The sequence below is a fragment of the Vreelandella mediterranea genome, from assembly GCF_970647075.1.
Genome location: NZ_OZ310198.1, coordinates 2,088,811 through 2,111,405 on the forward strand (window position 1 = coordinate 2,088,811; position 22,595 = coordinate 2,111,405).

The 22,595-nt window shown below is 62.5% G+C and carries 21 protein-coding genes and 1 riboswitch; of the genes, 13 read left to right on the plus strand and 8 right to left on the minus strand.

Features of this window, described 5'->3' with window-relative positions; genetic code table 11:
- Positions 1 to 18: 18 nt before the first annotated feature.
- The 4 genes from mutL to ACWFVE_RS09810 are packed head-to-tail and all read right to left on the minus strand — an operon-like array spanning position 19 to position 5,391.
- A complete protein-coding gene (gene mutL, locus ACWFVE_RS09795) occupies positions 19 to 1,941 on the minus strand; it encodes a DNA mismatch repair endonuclease MutL (RefSeq protein ID WP_447529085.1) in 1,923 nt (640 codons plus the stop codon).
- Positions 1,942 to 1,986: 45 nt separating this feature from the next.
- Positions 1,987 to 3,450 (minus strand): N-acetylmuramoyl-L-alanine amidase, encoded by a 1,464-nt coding sequence (locus ACWFVE_RS09800; RefSeq protein WP_447529086.1) that lies wholly within the window; start codon positions 3,448 to 3,450, stop codon positions 1,987 to 1,989.
- Positions 3,451 to 3,477: 27 nt separating this feature from the next.
- Positions 3,478 to 3,936: a tRNA (adenosine(37)-N6)-threonylcarbamoyltransferase complex ATPase subunit type 1 TsaE gene (gene tsaE, locus ACWFVE_RS09805; protein WP_447529087.1), complete on the minus strand. Its 459-nt coding sequence runs from the start codon at positions 3,934 to 3,936 to the stop codon at positions 3,478 to 3,480.
- Positions 3,937 to 3,945: 9 nt separating this feature from the next.
- Complete coding sequence (locus ACWFVE_RS09810) at positions 3,946 to 5,391, minus strand: NAD(P)H-hydrate dehydratase (RefSeq protein ID WP_447530522.1); 1,446 nt, start codon at positions 5,389 to 5,391, stop codon at positions 3,946 to 3,948.
- Between the two features lie 188 nt (positions 5,392 to 5,579).
- On the opposite strand from ACWFVE_RS09810, the gene queG reads away from it, so the two are divergent.
- Complete coding sequence (gene queG, locus ACWFVE_RS09815; RefSeq protein ID WP_447529088.1) at positions 5,580 to 6,689, plus strand: tRNA epoxyqueuosine(34) reductase QueG; 1,110 nt, start codon at positions 5,580 to 5,582, stop codon at positions 6,687 to 6,689.
- Here the strand turns inward: queG and orn are convergent.
- The gene (gene orn / locus ACWFVE_RS09820) at positions 6,686 to 7,258 is read right to left on the minus strand and encodes an oligoribonuclease (protein ID WP_447529089.1); all 573 of its coding nucleotides are present in this window, start codon (positions 7,256 to 7,258) and stop codon (positions 6,686 to 6,688) included. The two genes, queG and orn, sit on opposite strands and share 4 nt — an antisense overlap.
- A 115-nt stretch (positions 7,259 to 7,373) precedes the next feature.
- Here orn and rsgA point away from each other — a divergent pair, with 115 nt between their 5' ends.
- Genes rsgA through asd form a run of 3 tightly spaced genes read left to right on the plus strand, consistent with a single transcriptional unit; the run spans position 7,374 to position 10,176 of the window.
- Positions 7,374 to 8,393: a small ribosomal subunit biogenesis GTPase RsgA gene (gene rsgA / locus ACWFVE_RS09825; RefSeq protein WP_447529090.1), complete on the plus strand. Its 1,020-nt coding sequence runs from the start codon at positions 7,374 to 7,376 to the stop codon at positions 8,391 to 8,393.
- A 36-nt stretch (positions 8,394 to 8,429) separates the two neighbouring features.
- Positions 8,430 to 9,272 (plus strand): sulfurtransferase, encoded by an 843-nt coding sequence (locus ACWFVE_RS09830; RefSeq protein ID WP_447529091.1) that lies wholly within the window; start codon positions 8,430 to 8,432, stop codon positions 9,270 to 9,272.
- A gap of 37 nt (positions 9,273 to 9,309) precedes the next feature.
- Positions 9,310 to 10,176 (plus strand): archaetidylserine decarboxylase, encoded by an 867-nt coding sequence (gene asd / locus ACWFVE_RS09835; protein WP_447529092.1) that lies wholly within the window; start codon positions 9,310 to 9,312, stop codon positions 10,174 to 10,176.
- On the opposite strand, the gene ACWFVE_RS09840 is transcribed toward asd, so the two are convergent.
- Complete coding sequence (locus ACWFVE_RS09840) at positions 10,154 to 10,813, minus strand: TetR/AcrR family transcriptional regulator (RefSeq protein WP_447529093.1); 660 nt, start codon at positions 10,811 to 10,813, stop codon at positions 10,154 to 10,156. The genes asd and ACWFVE_RS09840 overlap by 23 nt on opposite strands.
- 133 nt (positions 10,814 to 10,946) lie before the next feature.
- Here ACWFVE_RS09840 and ACWFVE_RS09845 point away from each other — a divergent pair, with 133 nt between their 5' ends.
- Positions 10,947 to 12,107 (plus strand): HlyD family secretion protein, encoded by a 1,161-nt coding sequence (locus ACWFVE_RS09845; protein ID WP_447529094.1) that lies wholly within the window; start codon positions 10,947 to 10,949, stop codon positions 12,105 to 12,107.
- Positions 12,104 to 13,651, plus strand: coding sequence for a DHA2 family efflux MFS transporter permease subunit (locus ACWFVE_RS09850; protein WP_447529095.1), 1,548 nt, complete (start codon positions 12,104 to 12,106; stop codon positions 13,649 to 13,651). Before ACWFVE_RS09845 ends, ACWFVE_RS09850 begins: the two co-directional genes overlap by 4 nt.
- Before the next feature lie 7 nt (positions 13,652 to 13,658).
- Here the strand turns inward: ACWFVE_RS09850 and epmA are convergent, their stop codons facing one another.
- A complete protein-coding gene (gene epmA / locus ACWFVE_RS09855) occupies positions 13,659 to 14,639 on the minus strand; it encodes an EF-P lysine aminoacylase EpmA (protein WP_447529096.1) in 981 nt (326 codons plus the stop codon).
- A gap of 80 nt (positions 14,640 to 14,719) precedes the next feature.
- Entirely contained in the window at positions 14,720 to 15,286 is a 567-nt protein-coding gene (gene efp, locus ACWFVE_RS09860; protein ID WP_263584362.1) for an elongation factor P, read from the minus strand.
- Positions 15,287 to 15,401: 115 nt separating this feature from the next.
- Between efp and epmB the strand changes: the two genes are divergently transcribed.
- From epmB to ACWFVE_RS09895, 7 genes are all read left to right on the plus strand, one after another.
- On the plus strand, positions 15,402 to 16,433 hold the full coding sequence (gene epmB, locus ACWFVE_RS09865; RefSeq protein ID WP_447529097.1) for an EF-P beta-lysylation protein EpmB: 1,032 nt from the start codon (positions 15,402 to 15,404) through the stop codon (positions 16,431 to 16,433).
- A gap of 151 nt (positions 16,434 to 16,584) precedes the next feature.
- Entirely contained in the window at positions 16,585 to 17,904 is a 1,320-nt protein-coding gene (locus tag ACWFVE_RS09870) for an amidohydrolase family protein (protein WP_447529098.1), read from the plus strand.
- Positions 17,905 to 18,243: 339 nt separating this feature from the next.
- Positions 18,244 to 18,361, plus strand: a riboswitch (guanidine-I (ykkC/yxkD leader).
- Positions 18,362 to 18,418: 57 nt separating this feature from the next.
- Complete coding sequence (locus ACWFVE_RS09875) at positions 18,419 to 19,501, plus strand: putative urea ABC transporter substrate-binding protein (RefSeq protein ID WP_447529099.1); 1,083 nt, start codon at positions 18,419 to 18,421, stop codon at positions 19,499 to 19,501.
- Positions 19,502 to 19,570: 69 nt separating this feature from the next.
- Positions 19,571 to 20,398: an ABC transporter permease gene (locus ACWFVE_RS09880; RefSeq protein WP_447529100.1), complete on the plus strand. Its 828-nt coding sequence runs from the start codon at positions 19,571 to 19,573 to the stop codon at positions 20,396 to 20,398.
- On the plus strand, positions 20,395 to 21,189 hold the full coding sequence (locus ACWFVE_RS09885; protein WP_447529101.1) for an ABC transporter ATP-binding protein: 795 nt from the start codon (positions 20,395 to 20,397) through the stop codon (positions 21,187 to 21,189). The genes ACWFVE_RS09880 and ACWFVE_RS09885 overlap by 4 nt, the downstream gene beginning before the upstream one ends.
- The gene (locus ACWFVE_RS09890; protein WP_447529102.1) at positions 21,186 to 21,908 is read left to right on the plus strand and encodes an urea amidolyase associated protein UAAP1; all 723 of its coding nucleotides are present in this window, start codon (positions 21,186 to 21,188) and stop codon (positions 21,906 to 21,908) included. Before ACWFVE_RS09885 ends, ACWFVE_RS09890 begins: the two co-directional genes overlap by 4 nt.
- Positions 21,909 to 21,918: 10 nt before the next feature.
- On the plus strand, positions 21,919 to 22,554 hold the full coding sequence (locus ACWFVE_RS09895) for an urea amidolyase associated protein UAAP2 (RefSeq protein WP_447529103.1): 636 nt from the start codon (positions 21,919 to 21,921) through the stop codon (positions 22,552 to 22,554).
- The last annotated feature ends 41 nt before the right edge of the window (positions 22,555 to 22,595 follow it).

Sequence of the window (22,595 nt, forward strand, 5' to 3'; positions counted from 1 at the left end):
CTCCATCGTGAGGGGCGGCTATTGACCGCGCAGGAAAAGCTTATCGAGGGCCTTCATGCTCATCTGTGTCCAGGTAGGCCGGCCGTGATTGCACTGATCGCTTCGCTCGGTACGCTCCATGTCGCGCAAGAGCGCGTTCATTTCGTCCAGGGTCAGCTTACGGTTGGCGCGCACGCTGCCATGGCAGGCCATGGTCGATAAAAGCGCGTGAAGCCGCGCCTCGACCTGATAGCTCTGGCCAAAATTGGCAAGCTCTTCGAGCACTTCGCGAATCAGGCCTTCCGGATCGGCGCCGGCTAAAAGCGCCGGCAGCCGGCGCACCAAAAGCGTCTCCGGACCTGCCACGTCGAGCTCCAGGCCCAGCGCGGCAATCGCCTCCTGCTCGCTTTCCGCGGTGGCGACCTCCTGGCGGCTGGCTGCCAGCGACACCGGCACCAAAAGCGGCTGAGTATCCACGCCCTGCACGGCCAGCTGATTTTTCATTCGCTCGTAGACGATACGCTCGTGGGCGGCGTGCATATCGACCAGCACCAGCCCCTGGGCGTTTTGCGCCAGAATATAAATACCGTGCAGCTGGCCCAGCGCAAAACCGAGCGGCGGCGCACTGGTCGGGTCTGCTTCGGGCATGGCGACCGGCGCTTCGCGCACTTCATGGCTCGGCCCGGCCGGGCCGGAGGCGGTTTGCGGGGTCAAAAGGCTCTCTTCATGGTCCGGGTGAAGCGCCTGGTAGCCCTGCATGAAGCGGCGCACCCGCTCGGCGCCCGGATGACGCGCCGGCCCTTCCCCCAGCGCCATGCCCTGCTGCTGCCAGCGCGGTGCCGACGATGGGTCGTTTGTTTCAGCTATGCCCTGGCGTTCACCGTTGGCGGCCGGCGCCTCGGAAGGCGCCGCTTCGTCACCCGCCGGCGCTTCGACTTCTTCGGTAGGCCTGGAGGTCGCCAGGCAGTGGTGCAGGCTCGAGTAGAGAAAGTCGTGGACCATGCGCCCGTCGCGAAAGCGCACTTCATACTTGGTCGGGTGAACGTTGACGTCGACCACGTCCGGGTCGAGCTCGAGATAAAGCACGAACACCGGATGGCGGCCGTTGTAGAGCACATCGCGGTAGGCCTGGCGCACCGCGTGGGCGACCAGCCGGTCGCGCACCACGCGCCCGTTGACGAAAAAGTACTGCTGGTCCGCCTGGGAGCGCGAGTGGGTCGGCAAGCCTACCCAGCCGCTGAGCCGCAAACCGCCGGCTTCTCGTTCGATATAGCGGGCGTGCTCGATGAAATTCTTGCCCAGAAGCGAGGCGATACGCCGCTCTCGAGCGGCGGCGGCGTCCCCGGCGGGCAATTGGTGAACGGTCTTTTGATTGTGGCGCAGCACCCAGGTCACGTCGTAGCGCGACAGCGCCTGGCGGCGAAACGCCTCTTCGATATGGGCGAACTCGGTCTTCTCGGTGCGCAAAAACTTGCGCCGGGCCGGGGTATTGAAGAACAGATCGCGCACCGCCACGCTGGTGCCCCTGGGGTGCGGCGCGGGTGCAACGCGGGCCTCCATGCCCCGGCCCTCGGCGACCACGCGAAACCCATGGGTCGGGTCTTCGCTTGCGTTGGAAACGAGCTCCAACCGCGACACCGAGCTGATCGAGGCGAGCGCCTCGCCCCGAAAGCCCAGCGAGCTTACGCCTTCCAGGTCCTCGAGACTTTCGATCTTGCTGGTGGCGTGGCGGGCCAACGCCAAGGGTAAATCCTCTTCGCTGATCCCCACGCCGTCGTCACGCACCCGCACTAGCCGGGTGCCGCCCTGCTCGACCTCGACCTCGATACGCCGACTGCCCGCATCGATGGCGTTCTCCATTAGCTCCTTGGTGACCGACGAAGGCCGCTCGACCACCTCGCCGGCGGCAATCTGGTTGGCCAGCCGGGGGTCGAGCACATGGATACGTGTCGTTTCGCTCACATCAGACACTCACTACCTCTCGTTAATTACGCCGCCCGCCCGAGCTTAAGAGCTTGGAATGCGCAGCACCTGGCCGACACGGATAACGTCGCCGTTCAGCTCGTTGGCCTGTTTCAACTGATTGACCGGCACGCCGTGGCGAACGGCGATCGTGGAAAGCGTATCGCCGGACTGGATCCGGTACTCGTTGCCCGACGGCGCCCGGCGGTTGTCGCGCTGCCAAGCCAAGAGGCTTGCCGGAGGCGGGTTGCGCTCGAAGTGCGAACGTAGCCCGCTGAAGATCGCCTGGGCCAGCGCCTGCTGATGGGTCGGGTCGCGCAGGCGGCGCTCTTCGTCCGGGTTGGAGACGAAGCCGGTCTCGATGAGCAGCGACGGAATGTCCGGTGACTTGAGCACCATGAACCCCGCCTGCTCCACTTGGGACTTATGCAGCCGGTTGATGCCGCCGAGTCGGTCGAGTACCTCACCACCGATAGACAGCGAGTCGTTGAGCGTAGCGGTCATGGTCAAATCCAGAAGCACGCCGCGCAGCACTTGATCCTTGTCCCGCAGCGACAGCGAACCATCCACGCCACCGATCAGGTCCGAGCGGTTTTCGCTATCGGCGAGCCACTGGGCGGTTTCCGACGTGGCGCCGCGCTGGGAGAGCGCAAATACCGAACTGCCCTGAGGCCGCGGACTGGAGAAGGCGTCGGCGTGGATGGAGACGAAGAAGTCGGCCTTCTGTTCCCGGGCGAGCTGGGTGCGCTGGCGAAGTCCCAGGTAGTAGTCGCCGTCCCGGGTCAGCACCGCCTTGAAGCCCCGCGTGGCGTTGATGTCCGAGGCCAGCCGCCGGGCGATATCCAGCACGATATCCTTCTCTCGCGTTCCGGAAGGGCCGATCGCCCCGGGGTCTTCACCGCCGTGGCCGGGGTCCACCGCGATAATGATATCGCGCTGGGGGTGTGGCTGGGCAGGCTGAACAGCGGCGGGGGCACGCTCGGCCACCGGCGCCTCCTCCGGCGCGGCCGCTTGGGCCTGGGCGGTCACGCGCTGGGCCTGGATCTCCTGCTCGCGAATCATCGCCTCGATCGGGTCGATGGGGTTTTCGACCGCACTTTCGCCGGGGTACTCCAAATCCACTACCAGGCGGTGACCATACTGGTCGTTGGGTGCAAGCGTGAAGTGACGCGGGGTAATCGCACGATTGAGTTCGAGCACCACTCTTAGCCCACCGCCTTCGAGGCTGCCGGTGCGTACGGCGTCGATGGCGCTGTCACTCAGCGGCAGGGTCGAGGCATCGGTATCGAGTTCGGTGTCGTTCAGGTCGATGACCAGGCGGTCCGGGTTACTCAGCGAAAAAACGTCCGCCGTCGCTGCACCGGAAAGATCGAACACCAACCGGGCGTGATCCGGCGCCGCCCACAGGCGCATGCTTTCGACCACCGCCGCCTGGGCGGAGGCCGACAGCGCCAAAACGCTCAGCGCGGCCGCGCCGAGCAGGCGTTTAAATGTGCCCCTCATATCCATTGAATCACACTACTCCCCTAGGGTTTATCACGTTACAGCCTGCAAAGCCGCCAGCACTTGCTGGCCCCACTCGCTTTGCGGCGTTAGCGTTGCTGCTCTTCCCTGGCGGGCAACGCTTAGTTCGACTCGGATATCGGCGGCGGGCAGCCAGCCGGCTCCCCGGCTGGGCCACTCGATGAGGCAAAGCGCCTCGTCGCTCAAAATATCGCGCCCGCCCATGAACTCGAGCTCTTCCGGATCACCAAGACGGTAAAGGTCCAGATGATAGACACGCTGGTTATCGAACTCGTAGGGCTCGACCAGCGTGTAGGTGGGACTTTTAACCGCCCCTTCATGGCCGTAGGCGCGCAAAATACCGCGGGTGAGCGTGGTTTTGCCCGCGCCCAGCTCGCCTTCGAGATAGACCCGTCCGCGCCCTTCGAGGGCGCGCCCTAGTGCTTCACCAAACGCAACCTGGGCGGCCTCATCACTCAACTGCACTTGCATGGAATGCCTTCACGGGTTGATCAAAATGCGTGCATAGGATGCCAGATCACTGGCCAGCAAGCCACGCTCACCGTGCTCTTTTGCAGCGGCGTCACCGGCGAGCGCGTGCACCATCACGCCCAAACGCGTGGCAAGCTCGAGATCATCGAACTGCGCGGCCAGCGTACCGAGCATGCCGCTGAGCGCATCGCCCATGCCGCCGCTGGCCATGCCCGGGTTACCAAAGGGGCATACCACCATGCCGCCGGGCCCGACCACCAAACTCCCCGCGCCCTTGAGCACGACGACGCCGCCCCGGGCGCGCTGCAGCGCCCGGGCGGCTTCCGGGCGGTCGGACTGAACATCGGCCACCGAGCAGTTCAAAAGCCTGGCCGCCTCGCCCGGGTGGGGCGTGAGCACCCAGTTATCCCGGGCAAGCGTCGGCCAGCGCTTGGCGAGCAGGTTGAGCGCATCGGCGTCGACCACCAGGGGCTTGTCGGTGTGCAGCGCGCTTTGCAGCATGGCCTGACCCCAGGCACCCTCACCCATGCCGGGCCCGATCACGATGACATCCGCCGCTTCGGCAAGTTCGCAAGCTGCAGCGCCACCGGAGACGCCGCGGGCCATTACTTCCGGGCAGCGCGTCAGACTTGCGCTAACGTGTTCGGCGGCGGTGGCCAGGCTCACCTTGCCCGCCCCCAGCCGCGCGGCGGTTTGGGAGCTCAAAAGCGCGGCGCCGCCAAAGCCCGGGGCGCCGCCCATTACCAGTACGTGGCCAAAGCGGCCCTTGTGCCCGGCGCGGGGCCTCGGGGCGAACGCCGGCGCCAGCCAGCTCTCTTCCAACCGCCAGGCGGCGGGGACGATATCGAAAAACGCCTGAGCCTTGACGCCCAGTGGGCGAAAGTCGATCTCGCCGGTATAGGCCGGGGCGTCGCCGGTGTGCAGGCCGATTTTATCGCCAATGAAGGTGACCGTGCAGTGCGCCTGCACCGCTGCCCCCTGGGCGGCGCCAGTATCGGCGGCGATCCCGGACGGCACGTCCAGCGCCAGCACCGGCTGCTCGGCGCGATTGATATCGTTGATGACCGAGAGCGCCTCGCCTTCTACCTCCCGCGAAAGCCCGGTGCCCAGCAACGCGTCGACGATCACCTCGCCCTCGAAACGAATGCCGGCGCGGTAGCGCTCGCAGCCGACCCCCGCGGCGCTGGCAAGCTCGGCGGCCCGGCCAACATCGTGTTCGAGGGACTCGAGCGCGCGGGTCGAAATACGCTGCACCTTGAGCCCGGACTGCATGGCCAAGGCGGCCAGCACGTGTCCATCGCCGCCGTTATTGCCGCTACCACAAATCACGGTCACGCTTTTGGCCTGGGGCCAGCGCGAACGGAAGCTGTGCCAGGCACTGGAAGCCGCGCGCTGCATCAAGGCAAAGCTCTCGATACCCGCAGCCATGGTGCGCCGCTCGAGCTCGCGTACCATGGCGGCTTTATAGAGCGGGCGTAGCGCCTGAGTGGTCAGCGCCGGGTGATGCGTTGGGCGTTGCGTCGACACAAAAACTCCTTGGTCTTGGGTAGTAAATGCCAGGGCGCTTCGTAAGCGCCGGGTGCGTGTAGTGATACCGCCTAATGGGTTAGCATAGCGCGCCTATGCACCAACGTTGACGAACCATGGCGACTTCCACCGCTTTTTCACTTTCTGATGACGAGCTCGAACGCCTGGCGGCGTTGATCAAAACCTGGGGGCGTGAGCTCGGCTTTCAACAGATCGGCATTACCGATACCGAGCTTGGCGAGCACGAAGCGCACCTCGACGCGTGGCTTGCCAAAGGCTACCAGGGCGAAATGAGCTACATGGCCAAACACGGCACCAAGCGCACCCGCCCGGCCGAGCTCGAGCCCGGCACGCGGCGGGTGATCAGCGCGCGCATGGACTACCTCCCCCCGGAAGTCGAAACCACCAAAGTACTGAGTAAGCGCCACCTGGGCTATATCTCGCGCTACGCCCTGGGGCGGGATTACCACAAGCTGATTCGTAAGCGCCTGGCAAGCCTTGCCAAAAAGATCGAGCAAGAAGTGGGCGCCTTCGGCTACCGCGCGTTCGTGGACTCCGCCCCGGTGATGGAGCGGGCGCTGGCGCAAAAGGCAGGCCTTGGCTGGTTCGGCAAAAACGCCATGATATTGAACCCCAAGGCCGGGTCGCTATTCTTTCTTGGCGAGCTCTATACCGATTTACCTTTACCCGTCGATGCGCCGTTCGAATCCGAGCACTGCGGGCGCTGCAACGCCTGCCAAACCGCCTGCCCGACCGGCGCTATCGTCGATGACAAGATCATCGATTCCAACAAGTGCATCTCGTATCTCACCATCGAACTGCACGGCGCGATCCCCGTCGAATACCGCCGGGCGATGGGCAACCGCATCTACGGCTGCGACGACTGCCAACTGGTATGCCCGTTCACGCGCTTTACCCGGGCAAGCGCCGAGGAAGACTTCGCGCCGCGCCACGATCTGGACCGCGCCTCGCTTTTGAGCCTTTTCGCCTGGGGCGAAGAGGAGTTTCTGCAAAAGACCGCGGGTAGCGCGATCCGGCGTATCGGTTACGAGCGCTGGCTGCGAAACCTGGCCGTGGGCCTGGGTAACGCCCCCTACAGCCCTGAGGTAGAAGCCGCGCTCAACGCGCGCCGCGCCTACCCCAGTGCGCTCGTGCGCGAACACGTGGCCTGGGCACTCGACGAGCAGCGCCGTAAACGCAGCGCGCGTATCGCCACCGCCGTTTAAGCCGGGTCGTCTTGCCCGCGCAGGAAGGTTTTACGGTAGTGGGCAAGCTCGGCGATCGACTCCTTGATATCGTCCATCGCCAGGTGCACGTTTTGCTTGCCAAAGCCTTCAAGGGCTTTCGGATTCCAGCGCTTGGCGAGTTCCTTCACCGTCGAGACATCCAGGTTGCGGTAGTGGAAGAACGCCCACAGTTCTGGCATTTCGCGCTCCAAAAAGCGCCGGTCCTGGTGGATGCTGTTGCCGCACATGGGCGAGGTGCCGGGTTCGACATAGCGGCTCAGAAAATCCAGGGTTTCGCGCTCGGCCTTGGCGGTATCGACCGGGCTATTTTTAACCCGGTTCACAAGTCCGGACTCGCCATGGGTTTTCTGATTCCAGGCATCCATCTGCGCCAGCAGGCTTTCGGGCTGGCTGACCGCGATCACCGGGCCTTCCGCGACGACGTTCAAGTCCGCATCGGTCACCAGCGTTGCGACTTCGATGATGCGCTCTTTCTCCGGGTCCAGACCGGTCATTTCCAGGTCGATCCAAACCAGCAGATCGCTTCTCGGGGCGGTGGTGTCGCTCATGCATTTCTCCAAATGGGCCGGGGCAAGGTGGCTTAAGATAGCGTGACTTAAGATTGTGTTACCCGGGCAACGTTAACAGGTACACTACGACTATTGTACCGAGCATCAGGTGGTCATGAGCAAACGTAAATTAAGCCGCCAGCAGCGCTGGCGCGTCGAGAAGATCCAGGCCGAGCGTACCGAGCGCGCCGAAAAGCGCGAAGTTCAGGACACTCAGAAGCTGGCCGCCGGCGAATACGGCGCGGAGCAGCCCGGGCGCGTGATGGCCCACTTTGGCCGCACCCTGGAAGTGCGCGACAGCGACAACGCCCCGGTGCGCTGCCACCTGCGCGCCAATATGGACGGCCTGGTGACCGGCGACCGGGTGATATGGCGGGCAGGCCAGGAGGGCTCCGGCGTGGTCGTGGCGCGGGAGGAGCGCGATAGCGTTTTGAAGCGCCCGGACGCCCGCGGCCAGCTCAAACCCGTGGCCGCCAACATCGACCAGATTCTGATCGTGTTTGCGGTCGAACCCGCGCCGCACCCCAACCTGATCGACCGCTACCTGGTCGCCGCTGAGGCCACGGGCATCGCCCCGGTGCTGGTGCTCAACAAGATCGATCTACTGCCTGACGATGGCGGCGAGCTGGGCGCGCTACTAGAGCGTTACCAACGCCTGGGTTACCCGGTGGTGCGCACCACCACGGATAATGAAGCGGGCCTTGAAGCGCTTCGTGAGCAGCTCGAAGGGCGCACCTCGGTGTTCGTGGGCCAGAGCGGCGTGGGCAAATCCTCCTTGATCGACCTGCTGCTGCCGGATGAGTCGCTTCGCATCGGGGCGCTCTCCGAGGATTCGCGCAAGGGTACCCATACCACCACCACCGCAAGGCTTTACGCCATGGACCGGGACGAGGTCGCAAACGGCGAGCTGATCGACTCCCCGGGCATCCGCGAGTTTGGCCTGGTGCACCTGACCGAGCAGGAAGTGACCGATGGCTTTATCGAGTTCCGGCCGTTCATCGGCTACTGCCGCTTTCGCGATTGCCGCCATCGCCAGGAGCCGGGCTGCGCTTTACTTGGCGCGGTCGAGGAAGGCAAGATTCATTCCGAGCGTTTTGCCAGCTACCGGCGAATACTCGATAGTTTGAGCGTTTAAAAAAACGCCTAAACGCCTGATTGAAAGGAGCAGTTCATGAGTGCTGATCACCCGTCCAGCGAAGCCAACCTGTTACCGCTGATCGTCGAGCCCGCCGATCTCGAGGCCCAGCTAGGCCACCCCGAGCTTTTGATCGTCGACGTGCCGACCAACCCGGACAGCTACCGCCAGGGCCATGTGCCCGGCGCGGTTTATCTGGATTTTCGCTACCTGTTACGCGGCGAGGGCCCGGTGCCCAACGACGTGCCGGACATCGACTTTCTGTCGAAGCTTTTAAGCGCCCTGGGGCTTACCCGCAATACCCACGTCGTGGCCTATGATGACGAAGGCGGCGGCTGGGCGGCCAGGCTTTTATGGACACTGGATTATCTTGGCCACACCCGCTACTCCTACTTGAACGGCGGCATTCACGCCTGGCGCGACGCGGGCCTTGCCGAGAACACCGAGCAGACCCTGCCGACCCAAAGCGACTACCACGCCGAGGTGCTCAACCCCCAGGCGCTGATTACGGCGGATGAGATCAAGGAGAAGCTCGATGACCGCGGGTTTGCCGTGTGGGATGCCCGCTCACCGGCGGAGTATGCCGGCGAAAAAGGTAACAACAAGCACCTGGGCCACATTCCGGGCGCGGTGAACATGGACTGGGTCAATGCCATGGACCATGAGCGGGCGCTGCGCATTCGCGACTACGCGGAGCTTGTCACCGAGCTCCAGGCCATGGGCCTGACCCCGGACATGGAAGTCGCCACCCACTGCCAAAGCCACCATCGCAGTAGCTTTACCTGGCTTGTGGGCAAGGCGCTTGGTTTCAACATTCGCGGCTACGCGGGCTCCTGGGGTGAGTGGGGCAATCGCGACGATACGCCGATCGAAAAATAACGCCCCTGCGGGCTTTCCTTGACCAAAAGTAACCAACGTGTCGCTATTTCAAAAAGCTTTTTCACTGATTCAGTATCCACTGCCCCATCACGGCATTTCGCGCTTGACCGGCTGGTTTGCGCAAAGCGACGTGCCGTGGCTCAAAAACATGCTGATCAAGGCGTTCATCAAACGCTTCGGCGTGGATATGCGCGAGGCGCTGGAGCCCGACCCCACCGCGTACAAACACTTCAACGCATTTTTCACCCGCGCGCTGAAGGCGGATGCCCGGCCGCTGGGCGAGGGCCTTTTGAGCCCGGCGGACGGCGCGCTTTCACGCCACGGTGTGATCGAAGAGGGCCAGCTGATTCAGGCCAAGGGTCACCGCTACTCGGCGCAGACGCTGCTGGGGGGCGACGCGGCGCTGGCCGCCGAGTTCGCTGGCGGCAGCTTCGCCACGGTGTATCTCTCACCGAGTGACTACCACCGGGTGCACATGCCCGCCACCGGCACGCTGCGCGAAATGATCTACGTGCCGGGGCGTATCTTTTCGGTGAACCAGGCCACCGCCCGCTACGTGCCGAACCTGTTCGCCCGCAACGAGCGGCTGGTGTGCATTTTCGATAGCCCCGAGGGCGCGTTCGCCATGGTGCTGGTCGGCGCCATGGTGGTCGCCGCCATCGAAACCGTGTGGTCCGGCCAGGTTACGCCCCTGGCAGGCTCCCCCCAGCGCACCCGCTTCGAGCGCCCCGTCACGCTTGCGCGCGGGGAAGAAATGGGTCTTTTCAAGCTGGGCTCGACGGTGGTGATGTGCTTTGAAAACCCGGTCGCCTTCGGCGACTACCCGCCGGAAACCAAGGTGCAGATGGGCCAGCCGCTTGGCCGCTATGAACCTTCGCCCGTCACGACGCCGGGGCCCGCGTAACGCCGGCCAAAAAGATCGTGACGCAGCGCCGGGCTCGGGCGCTGCACTGGGCCTCGTCCAGCGTCAGGTCTCGGCCCAGTAGTGCATCCACGTGCCACTCCCCCATCAACATGCCCATGAAGATCCCCGCCGCTTCCCGGGGGTTTTCAAGTTCGAGGGTTTCGCTGGCCACCTGGTCGCTCAAGTAACGGGCCAGTGCCTGGCGGGTCTGGTCCGGGCCCCGGGTCAAGAAAAGCTCGCCAAGCTCCGGAACGCGCTCGGCCTCGAAGGCCAGACCGCGCACCAGACGAATAACGCCGGGGTCGAACACCAGCATCAGCATGCGCCGGCCCAACTCGAACAGCACCTGCGCCGGCGCCTGACGGTCCCGGCGCCCCTCTTCCAGCACCGCCCAGGCGGTTTCGATATGGCGCTCCATCGCCGCGGTAAAGAGCCCCTCTTTATTGCCGAACTGCTTGTAAAGCGTGGCCAATGAGCCGCCGGCGCGGGCCACGACGTCGTTGACGCTGGCCCCGGCGTAGCCCTGCTCCAAAAAAACGTCCCGGGCGGCATCCAAAAGCCGCTCCCGGCGCGCTACGCCCCGGGAAGTGAGAGACGTTTCAGCCGTGCTGCTCTGCGCTGTGGATTTTTGAACCATTGCCCCTCCAGGGCTCATCGGCGTTTCGTGCCTTTCGTCAACGCCGAGATAGCTATGTAGTGTAACCTTCATTACACTATAGGCAGATTTTGTAACCAGCTCAATGCCGGATGAGACCCGGCGAGGAATCCCCATGGCCAGCGGTGAACAGCAAAACGCGCCTTTTGAACCTTCAGTCAACGCCCTCGATGAGCCGGCACCGGCCAAAAAGACGGGCCGTAAGCTACTTTTGGCGTTAATCGCCGTTATCCTGTTGGCGCTGCTCGCCTGGTGGGCGCTGGGCTGGTGGCAGGTGGGCCGGTTCATCGAATCCACAGACAATGCCTATGTGCGCACCGATAGCGTCGCCGTCCGCGCTGAGCTTGCGGCGCGGGTGATCGATGTCGCCGTCGATGAGAACCAGTCCGTCAAACGTGGCGACCTGCTCATTCAGCTCGACGACGCCAGCTACCGGGACCAGCTCGAACAAGCTCGGGCTCAGCAAGCGGTCGCCGCGGCTTCCTTCACCCAGGCCCAGCGCCAAGTGGCGCTCCAGCAGGCGGGCATCGACCAGGCCACCAGCCAGGTCGATGCGGCCCAGGCGGATGTCGACCGCACCCGCCAGCACGTGCAGCGCTCCCAGTCACTTGCCGCCAACAACTACGGCTCGCGCCAGCAAAGCGAGGATGACCAGAGCGCGCTGCGCGTAGCCGAAGCCCACCTGGCCACCCAGCGCGCCGCCGTGGTCTCCGCCCAGCGCCAACTGGCGGTGGCCGAAAGCGACGTAACCCGCGCCGAGGCCAACCAGCAAGCCGCGGCGGCGGATTTAGCCTACGCCCAGCACCAGCTGGATAAAACGCGGGTAACCGCGCCGCGGGACGGCGTCATTGGTAATTTACGCGTCGAGGCCGGTACACTCGCGCAGCCGTCGCTGACGCTCATGCAGCTCGTGCCCCTCGACTCGGCCTACATCACCGCCAACTACAAGGAGACCCAGCTCGAGCGCATTCGCCTGGGGCAGCCGGTTGCCGTTCATCTCGACGCTTATCCCAACACGACCTTCAGCGGCGTGGTCGAAAGCCTCTCCCCCGCCACCGGCACCGAGTTCAGCCTGCTGCCCCAGGACAACGCCACCGGCAACTTCAATAAGATCGTCCAGCGGGTGCCCGTCAGAATTCGCGTCACCGGCCCCACCGAGTCGCTGGGACTTTTGCGCGCAGGGCTTTCCGCCGCTCCCGAGATCGACACCCGTGAAGAGACCGCCGATCACGAAAGACCCGCCACCATCGCTAACGCGGATCCCGCGCCACTATGAGCCAGGCCACCAGCGCGGCCACGGGTGTAAGCGACATGCCGCCCTGGCCGCAGCGAATCGGTTTTATCGCGGCGGTGTTCGGCATGTTCATGGCCATTCTGGATATCCAGATCGTGGCCAGCTCGCTCAACGAGATCCAATCCGGGCTTTCGGCAAGCCAGGACCAAATCTCTTGGGTGCAGACCGCCTATCTGGTGGCCGAGATCGTGATGATTCCGCTCTCGGGTATGCTGATGCGCATTCTCTCCACCCGGGTCGTTTTCACCCTCTCCTGCGCGGGCTTTACCCTGGCGAGTCTGGGCTGCGCCATGGCCAACTCCATCGAGCAGTTGATCGTGCTGCGCGCTCTTCAGGGCTTCATGGGCGGGGCGATGATTCCCGTTACCCAGGCGATCAGCTTCTCGATCTTCCCCCGGCGAGTGATGGGCAGCGTACAGGCGGTGATTGGCATGGTGGTCACCATGGCGCCCTCGATCGGCCCTACGGTGGGCGGCTATATCACCGAAACCCAAAGCTGGCACTGGCTGTTTCTGGCCAACGTGATTCCCGGCATTTTGGTGTGCTGGGCGGCGTGGAGCTTTCTGGATATCGATAAACCCAATCACGCGCTAGCGCGCCGGCTGGACATCATCGGCCTGACGCTCATGGCGCTATTTCTGGGCTCTCTCGAGTTCGTGCTGGAAGAGGGCCCGGGCGAGGACTGGTTCGCAAGCCAGGAAATCACCCTTTTCAGCCTGCTGTGTCTGGCCACCGGGGTCGGGTTTTTCGTTCGCACGCTGAAAAGCGCCCACCCGATCGTCGACCTGCGCGCCTTCGCCAACCGCAACTTCGCCATCGGCGCGGGCATGGGGTTCATCATCGGCATCGCGCTTTACGGGCTGGTCTACATTATGCCGCTGTTTTTCGGCTATGTGCGCGGCTACTCGAGCCTGCAGATCGGCCAGGTGATGTTCGTCACGGGGCTAACCATGTTCTTTTGCGCCCCGCTGGTAGGCAAGGCGACCAACCATCTCGACCTGAGAGTCATGCTGTTTATGGGGTTCTTGCTGGTGGGCGTGGGCACGATGATGAACGCCAACCTCACCGTGGAGTCCGGCTTCTGGCAGTTCTGCGTTCCTCAGATCGTGCGCGGCATGGGGCTGATCATGTGCATCATCCCGGCCTCGCGTATCGCCCTGGGCACGCTTGCGCCCAGCGAGGTGGGTAATGCCAGCGGGCTTTTCAACGTGATGCGCAACCTGGGCGGCGCCATGGGCCTGGCGCTGCTCGATACGGTGCGCGATATTCGCGAGGATTTTCACTGGAACCAGCTGATTCCGGCGATCGACACCGGCCGCGAGGTGGTGGTGGCGGAGATCGCTAAATACGAGGCGATGCTGAGTGGCTCGGTGGCCGACGCCCACCAGGCCGCCGTCGGGCTCATCGCCCAGCGGGTGGCCCAGCAGGCCCAGGTGCTCGCCTTCAACGACATTTTCACCTGGCTTGGGCTTATCTACATTGCCACGGTGCCGCTGGTGTTTTTGCTCAAGCGTATCAAGGCCTGACAAGGCATCAGCAGTTGGGCGTCGCGAAGGCCAGCACGTCTTCAAGGCGCGACTTGCCAAGCGCCAGCTGAATCAACCGGTCGACCCCCAGCGCCACCCCGGCGCCTTCCGGCATGCCGTGCTCCAGCGCCGCCAGCAAACGCTCGTCGATCGCCACCTGGGGCAGGTTCAGCCGCGCGCGTTCGGCGTTATCCGCCTCGAAGCGTGCGCGCTGCTCGCTGGCATCGGTCAGCTCGTCGTAGCCGTTGGCAAGCTCGATGCCGTCAAGATAAAGCTCGAAGCGCGAGGCCAGCCACTGGCCGTCATCGTCCTGATGGCGCTTGGCAAGCGCGGCCTGGCTTGCCGGGTAGTCCACCACCAGGCTGAGCTCCCCTTTGCCAAGCGTGGGCTCGATGACCGTACTCATCAATAGATCGAGACAGGTCTCGCGGCTTTCGCGAGCAAGGCTTTCCAGGGGCATGTGGGCGCGCTGCCCGGCCAGGCGTTTGAGCACCTCGAGCGAGGTCGTGAACGGGTCCACGGTGAGATGGGTGTGAAAAAGCTCCCGGTAGCGGTAGCGCACGACCTTTTGGCCCGCCCCAGGCATGACCTTGTCCACGAGTTCCGCGGTTTCGTCGATCAGCGCGTCGAGGGAAAAGCCGGGGCGATACCACTCGAGCATGGTGAATTCGATGTTGTGGCGTCGACCCACCTCGTTGTCGCGAAAGCTCTTTGCCAGCTGAAAAATCGGCCCGCTGCCCGCGGCCAGTAGCCGCTTCATGTGAAATTCCGGTGAGGTTTGCAGCCAAAGCGTTCGCTGCCCCTTGTCGGTACGCGCTTTGGTGGCAAGGGATGCCAGATGCACATCGGTACTGCCGCCCTGGCCCAGCACCGGCGTTTCTACTTCCAGCACCTGGCGGGCGGCAAAAAAAGCGCGCACCCGGGCCAGCAGGCGGGCACGCTCGATCAGGGTTGCCATATCGGCATTGGGGCGCCAGGTGGGCGACATTGCCTTCCTCGATCTAAAAAGCCACGCGTGAGCGTGGCTTGAACCATTCGGGACGCGACAGCCAAGCGGCTGCCCGGGAATCACGCGCGGGAGACGTACTCACCAGAGCGGGTATCTACTTTTAACACTTCCCCCTGGTTGATGAACAGCGGCACGCGTACCACCGCACCGGATGAAAGCGTCGCCGGCTTGGAGCCACCCTGGGCGGTGTCGCCCTTGAGGCCCGGATCGGTTTCTACCACTTCCAGCTCGATGAAATTCGGGGCCGAGACAGCAATGGCTTTGTCGTTCCACAAGGTAACGGTATAAGCTACCTGCTCTTTTAGCCACTTGGCGGTGTCGCCCAGGGCTTTCTTCTCGACCGCGTACTGTTCGAAGGAGCCGTCGGTTTTCATGAAGTGCCACATGTCACCGTCGGTATAGAGATACTCCATCTCGAGTTCCATGACATCGGCGCCTTCCAACGACTCGCCGGACTTGAACGTACGCTCCCAGACACGACCGGTCATCAGGTTACGCAGCTTCACGCGGTTGAAGGCCTGCCCCTTGCCCGGCTTGACCAGCTCGTTATCGACGATCGAACACGGGTCGCCGTCGAGCATTACTTTCAAACCGCCCTTGAATTCGTTGGTAGAATAGTTCGCCATAATGCCTCTCACTAATCAGTTGCTGAATAAAGCAGGTGATAAACGCTGTGATGAAGCGCCTTTATGAATAGCGCTTTTATCGAGTGCGCGCATGATAACCCGAAGGAGGGCTTTTTTGCAGGAGAACATGATGATTGCCGCCGTTAACGAAGGCGACGCGCCGGTAAGCGCCCCGCCGAGCTGGCAGCGTCAGCTTTCCGGGGCTATTCGCGACCCCCAAACGTTGTTGACACGCCTTGGCCTGGACCCTGCGCTGCTCGGCGGCGCCCGCGCCGGTCATGCGCTGTTCGAAGTGCGCGTGCCCGAAGCGTATCTGTCGCGCATCGCTCCGCATACGCTAGATGACCCGCTGCTCAAGCAGGTATTGCCGCTGGGTGACGAAGCGCTCACGCCCCAGGGGTTCGTGTTCGACCCGCTCAAGGAGGCCGAGCACCGCCCCGTCAAGGGGCTGATTCACAAGTACGCCGGGCGCGTGCTCTTGATCGCAAGCCCGACCTGCGCGGTGAACTGTCGCTACTGCTTTCGCCGCCACTTCCCCTACAGCGACAACGCGCCCTCCCGCGCGCAGTGGCAGGACACGCTCGACTATTTACGTCGTGATACGAGCATCCAGGAGGCGATTTTATCCGGCGGTGACCCACTGGCGGCAAGCGACCGCCAGTTGGCTTGGCTTGCGGCCGAGCTCGACGCCATACCGCACCTCAAGCGCCTGCGCATCCACACCCGCCTACCCGTAGTGATCCCCGACCGCGTGGATGACGCGCTGCTCGGCTGGCTAGGCCAAACGCGCCTGCAAAAGGTCGTGGTGCTGCACATCAACCACGCCAACGAAATCGACCAGGCCGTCATCGATGCCTGCGCGCAGCTGAAGCAGGCCGGCGTCACGCTTTTGAATCAGAGCGTGCTACTGCGCGGCGTGAACGACAGCGTCGAAGCCCTCGCCACGCTTTCCGAACGGCTGTTCGAGGCCGGTATCCTACCCTACTACCTGCACGTACTAGACCCAGTACAGGGCGCGGCGCACTTCAACGTACCGGATCACGAGGCGCGTGAGCTGGTCGATACACTACGCCACCACCTGCCCGGCTTTTTGATGCCCCGGCTGGTGCGCGAAATTCCCGGCGAGGCGAGCAAGACGCCGCTTTGAGTCGATCCAAGCGCCCCGAGCGCCTTGCCGGCATTGCTCCAAGTGAGTATGCAAAATGCTCGAAACTCGTGCCTCGCCGAATGAGTCAGGCTGTCTAAACTGAAACGGACACTGACTCATTTACACGAATCGATTAGCCCGGGAGATGAGTATGAACGCTTTCCGTTTGCCCCTGACCGCCGGTCTGGCCTGCTCGCTGGCCGCCCTTCCCGCCCTGGCTCAGGAGGTCGTGATCGACGCCGGCAAGGTGTTCGACGGCCAGCAGATCATCGAGGACGCCCGCATTCTGGTGGAAGATGGCCGCGTGATGGCCATCGGCCCGCAATCCGAGATCGCAAGCCCCGAAGGCGCCACCCGGGTCGACCACGCCGCGCATTTCATCATGCCCGAGCTGATCGCCGGACATAGCCACGCAGGTACCGTACAGGGCATGGAGCACGGTGGAGAGCACTACGCCCGCGAGACGGTCGAACGTGACCTTAACCAGTTCGCGGAGTTCGGTATTGCCGCGGTCAACGCCCTGGGCATGAGCCCGCCGCTTTTTTACAAGCTGCGTAGTGAGCTGCGCGGGCGAGATCACGAAGGCGCGGATCTGTACGGCGCAGGCCCAGGCATTGGCGTGCCCGATGGCGCCCCGCCGGCAGAGGAGATGAGCGTGGTCGACGGCCAGGTACTACGCCCGAGCACCGCGGAGCAGGCCCGGGAGGCCGTGCGGGAAATGGCCGAGGGCGGGGTCGATGTGATCAAGGTGTGGATTGATGATATGGGCGGCAGTGCTCCAAAAATGGCTCCGGAGGTCTACACCGCCGCCGCAGAAGAGGCCCATGCGCAGGGGCTCAAGATCGCCGCGCACATCCACGACGCCGAGGACGCCGAAGCCGCGCTCGAGGCCGATATCGACATTCTCGCCCACGGCATTCGCGACGCAGAAATCGACGACGCGCTGGTCGAGCGCATGGCCCAGCAGCGCGTGTGGTACATCCCCACCGTCAACATCGACGAAGCCGCGTATATTTACGCCGAGCACCCGGAATGGCTGGAAGATGACTTCTTCGCCCAGGGGATCAGCGACGAACTACGCGAACGAATCGAGGACGAGCAGTGGCGCGAGCAGGCGCTCGACGATAGCGACACCCAAGAGGCGCGGGACGCCGTGGCCACCAACATGGCCAACCTGGCGCGCCTGTATGAGCACGGCGGCATCCGCATCGTGATGGGCACCGATTCGGGTGCGACCGCCCTGCGCGTGCCCGGCATCGCCGAGCACCGCGAACTCGAGCTGATGGTCGAGGCCGGTATGGAGCCGCTCGACGTGTTGATCGCCGCGACCTCCGCCGGTGCCGACATGCTGGAGATCGAGGATCTCGGGCGTATCGAAGAAGGCGCCCGGGCGCAGTTTCTGGTGCTTGAAAACGACCCTACCGAAGAGATTACCAACACGCGCCACATCCTGGAGATTTTGCGCTATTAAGGCCAATTCTACCCGCCGCACGCTAATCCTGTGTGGCGGAGATTTTCAAGGGTGTTGGACATGATGCAAGAGGTCTCAAAGCAGCATTTCGAGTCGACCCCATAACGCCGTATACCCACTGACGCATTAGTGGCGAAATATTGGCTGCTCAATAAAGGTGCGCGATACCAATAAGCGCACCAAAAGCTAGCCTGCGCCCCACCAGAAAAAAGTCGTTGCCAACCGAATTTAGTCTTAAGTATCTGATAATTTTTACTTAAAAATTATTCGGCCACGATTTTGCAAAAAGATTGTTCTACACGGGGTATCGGCCGCAAACGCTGCCGCACAATCGAGTTTCCAATGGATCGCTAGGGTTCCGACACCATCAATGTTACGCCCCGATGGTTGTGACTGGTCCGAGAGCGATCGACCTTGCAAGCGCAGGGTTACACGGCGGGATAAAAGCCCGGGAGGATAAGGCACAGTGATGCGCCGATGCCCCCGAGTTTTTCCTATGCCGCTGGAGGCTCTAATGACCCGTTCCAACCTTAAGACACATCGCCTGCTTCTGGCCCCGCTTTCTGCTGCAATTCTGACCGCATCACTTGTCTCGATAGCACCCGTCAGCGCCCAAGCCCAGCAAAGAGACTCCTTCAGCGTCTGCTGGTCCATTTACGCAGGTTGGATGCCTTGGGCCTATGCCGATGTAGAAGGTGTCGTCGACAAATGGGCGAGTGAATACGACATCAGCATCGATGTCATTCAGGTCAACGACTACGTCGAATCCATCAACCAGTTTACCTCCGGCAATGTAGATGGTTGTGCCATGACCAACATGGACGCCTTGACGATCCCTGCTGCCAGCGGTGTGGACTCCACCGCACTGATCATCAACGATTACTCCAATGGTAATGACGGCATCGTGTTGAAAGGCAGCGACGACCTGGCCGATATCGAAGGACGCCGAGTCAACCTGGTACAGTTTAGCGTGTCGCACTACTTTCTTGCCCGAGCGCTCGAAAGTGTGGGGCTGACAGAGCGCGATATCGAAACCGTCAACACCGCGGATGCCGATATAGTGGGTGTGTTCGCAAGCGACACCACCGAAGCCGTTGCGGCGTGGAACCCGCAGCTGGGCACGATCAAAGAAATGCCCGATGCCAACGTGGTGTACACCTCCGCAGAAATTCCCAATGAGATCCTCGATTTGATGGTGGTTAATACCCAGACGCTGGCAGATTACCCCGCGCTGGGCCACGCCCTGGTCGGCGCCTGGTACGAAATCATGGAGATCATCGAAGACGGCGACGAGCAAGCCCTTGGCATCATGGCGGATGCCGCAGGTACCGATATCGAGGGCTATCGCGAGCAGTTGGCCGCTACCTACCTGTATACCGACCCGGCAGAAGCCATCGAACTGATGGAAAGCCCTGAACTTCTCGAGAACATGGAACGTGTCGCCGAATTCAGCTTTGAACACGGGCTGCTGGGGGAGATGGCACCGGGCCCCGACATCATCGGTATCGAAACGCCCAGCGGTATCTTTGGCGATGAAGCCAATGTACAGCTGCGCTTCGACCCTGCCTTCACACAGGCCTACCTGGACGCCCGATAAGCACACGCTTACAGCGCGTGGTAAGCGGTGAACCGCCGCTTCCGACTTCCATTTTCACAGGATACGGCCATGAAGCGCTTCATCAACTTAACGCCTCCTCGAGGAGGCCGCTGGCTGCTGGGCCTGGTGCCCTTTGCCGTGCTAGCGATGATCTATATAAGCCTCTCAAGCGCGCGTCTGGCTGAGAACCCCAACGATCGTTTGCTGCCCGCGCCGGGCACCATGGCAGAGTCGTTCTATCACTTGGCGAGCGCTGAAAACGTACGCACCGGCGACATCACTCTCTGGATCGATACGTTTGCAAGCCTTGAAAGGCTGCTGATCGGTGTGGGTATCAGCGCATTGGTGGGGCTGATCGTGGGTATTCTCACGGGCGGCCTTCCCATCCTGCGCGCCAAGTTATCGCCACTGATCACGGTACTATCGCTCATACCGCCCATGGCGATACTCCCCATCCTATTCATAGCGTTTGGCACCGGCGAGGCATCCAAAATCGCCTTGATCGTCATTGGCGTCACGCCCTTTCTGATACGCGACCTTCAGGGCCATGCCCTGCGCTTACCCAATGAACAGTTGATCAAGGCGCAAACCTTGGGTGCCAACTCTTGGCAAGTGCTGATTCGTGTACTGCTTCCTCAGTTGACCCCGAGGCTTCTCAATGCCACCCGTCTGGCACTGGGTACGGCTTGGCTCTTTTTGATTGCCGCTGAAGCAATCGCCGCCCAGGAAGGCCTTGGCTACCGGATATTTCTGGTACGCCGCTACCTCTCGATGGACATCATTCTGCCCTACGTTGCCTGGATCACGCTGCTAGCGTTCTTGCTCGACCAGCTACTGGCATTCGTCTCGCGCTGGGCGTTTCCCTGGTACCACACCGGAGAGGGAGACAAGTCATGAGCCTGTTATCCGCCAAACGTTTGGAGAAGCACTATGGCCACCACGTCGTGCTCGAAAACCTCAATTTCGATGTGGAGACAGGGGAATTCGTCACGCTGGTGGGCGCCTCGGGATGCGGCAAGACCACGTTTTTGAAAATGCTGCTGGGTACCGAGAACGCATCGAAAGGCAAGCTGTTGCTCGAAGGCCAACCGATCCCCGATGAGCCAGGCCCGGACCGCGGCGTGGTCTTTCAGAAGTACTCGGTCTTTCCGCACCTGACCGTACTGGGCAACGTGATGATCGCCGATGAGCTTCAAAGTTCGCGACTGCTGGGCAAGAGCTACGGCCGCAAGAGACGCCGCGCCATCGAAAACGCCCGCGCGCGTATCGACGAGGTTGGCCTGAGCCACGCACTGAACAAATACCCCCACGAACTCTCCGGGGGTATGCAGCAGCGCCTGGCCATTGCCCAGGCACTGATGATGCGCCCGCGCATTTTATTACTGGACGAGCCTTTCGGCGCGCTGGACCCGGGCATCCGCCAGGATATGCACGAATTGATCAATCGGCTTTGGAAAGAGCAAGAACTCACCATCTTCATGATCACTCACGATCTCAAAGAGGCTTTCGAGCTGGGTACACGGCTCTGGGTCTTCGACAAGACACGCCATGACCCCCAGGCGCCGGAAGCGTATGGCGCCACCATTACCTACGACCTGCCCATTTCCCGCGAACGCCCCTCTTATGACCTGGCTGATGCACTTAGCCAGGGCGGCCTGAAAACCCACATCCAGGAGACGCTTTTATGACGAGCGAGCCCACCTACACCACGCACCTGCCCGGCGGCCATCACTGGTCGCTTCGCCTGCGCCGGGGTACCACGCTGACCCTGACAGCAAAAGATGCCAACGCCAATGTTGGGCTGCTTTGCTATAACCCGGAAAACCTGCTGGAGCGGCTGAACCTGCCGGACACCCTAAAAGGCCAGCACACTTTCAAGCTCACCCTGGGCCACTGCCTCTATTCGGATATGGGCCGTATCTTCGCCTCGATCACCCAGGACGATCTTGGTTGGCACGACAGCGTCGGCGGCAATTTGATGAAACACCACCTGATCGCCAAGAACTGGCAGCCGGTGAGCTATCAAAGCGCCCATAACGACTGGACAAGGACGGGAAGCGACGCCTTTTTGGTAGAGCTTGCCAAGTACGGCCTTGGACGCCGGGACATGGCTGCCAACCTCAATCTTTTCTCCCGTGTCGAGAGCGATGCCGAGGGTAAGCTTACCTACGTAAGCGACCACTGCCGGCCCGGCAATAGTGTCACGCTGCGCTTCGAGATGGACACGCTCGTACTACTACATACCTGCCCGCACCCGCTCGATCCGAGCGAAGATTATCCGCGCCGCGGCGTCGATATCGCCCTGGGCACCGCCGAGGCGCCCACCGAGAATGACGCCTGCTACCAGTCACGCCCGGAAAACGCGCGCGGCTTCGCCAACAATCATCTTTACCACCTCGGCCTATAAGGGGAGCGCCATGATCATCGAAAGCACCTTACGTCCGGAAAACGCGCTGAGCCGCACCACGGTCAACGCGGGGGATCACTACATCGGCACCGTCAAGCGCGGCCATACACTGCGTATTCTGGACCTGGAAGGCAACCAGGCCGCTGACACGCTGTTCTTCAGCGCCGAGGACACCGCCGAGCGCTACAGCGCCATGGATACCGTGCGCGAACAAGGCGCGGTCTATCTAACGGCGGGCTCAAAACTGATATCGAGCGAAGGCCGCCCCATGCTGACTATTACCGCCGATACCTGCGGCCGCCACGACACGCTGGGCGGCGCCTGCTCCAGCGAGAGCAACACCGTGCGCTACGACCTGGAGAAGCGCCACATGCACTCCTGTCGCGACAACTGGATGGAGGCCATTGCCAAACATCCTGAATACGGGCTTACCAAGCGCGACATTACCCATAACATCAATTTCTTCATGAACGTGCCGGTGACCGCCGAAGGCGGCTTGACCTTCGAAGACGGAATCTCCGCACCGGGGAAGTACGTGGAGATGACCGCCGAGATGGATGTGGTCGTATTGATCTCCAACTGTCCTCAGCTCAACAACCCCTGTAACGGCTATAACCCGACCCCTATTGAGCTGCTGGTCTGGTAAAAGCTAACCGACGCCTCGCGCCCTGAGGACGACCTCAAGTG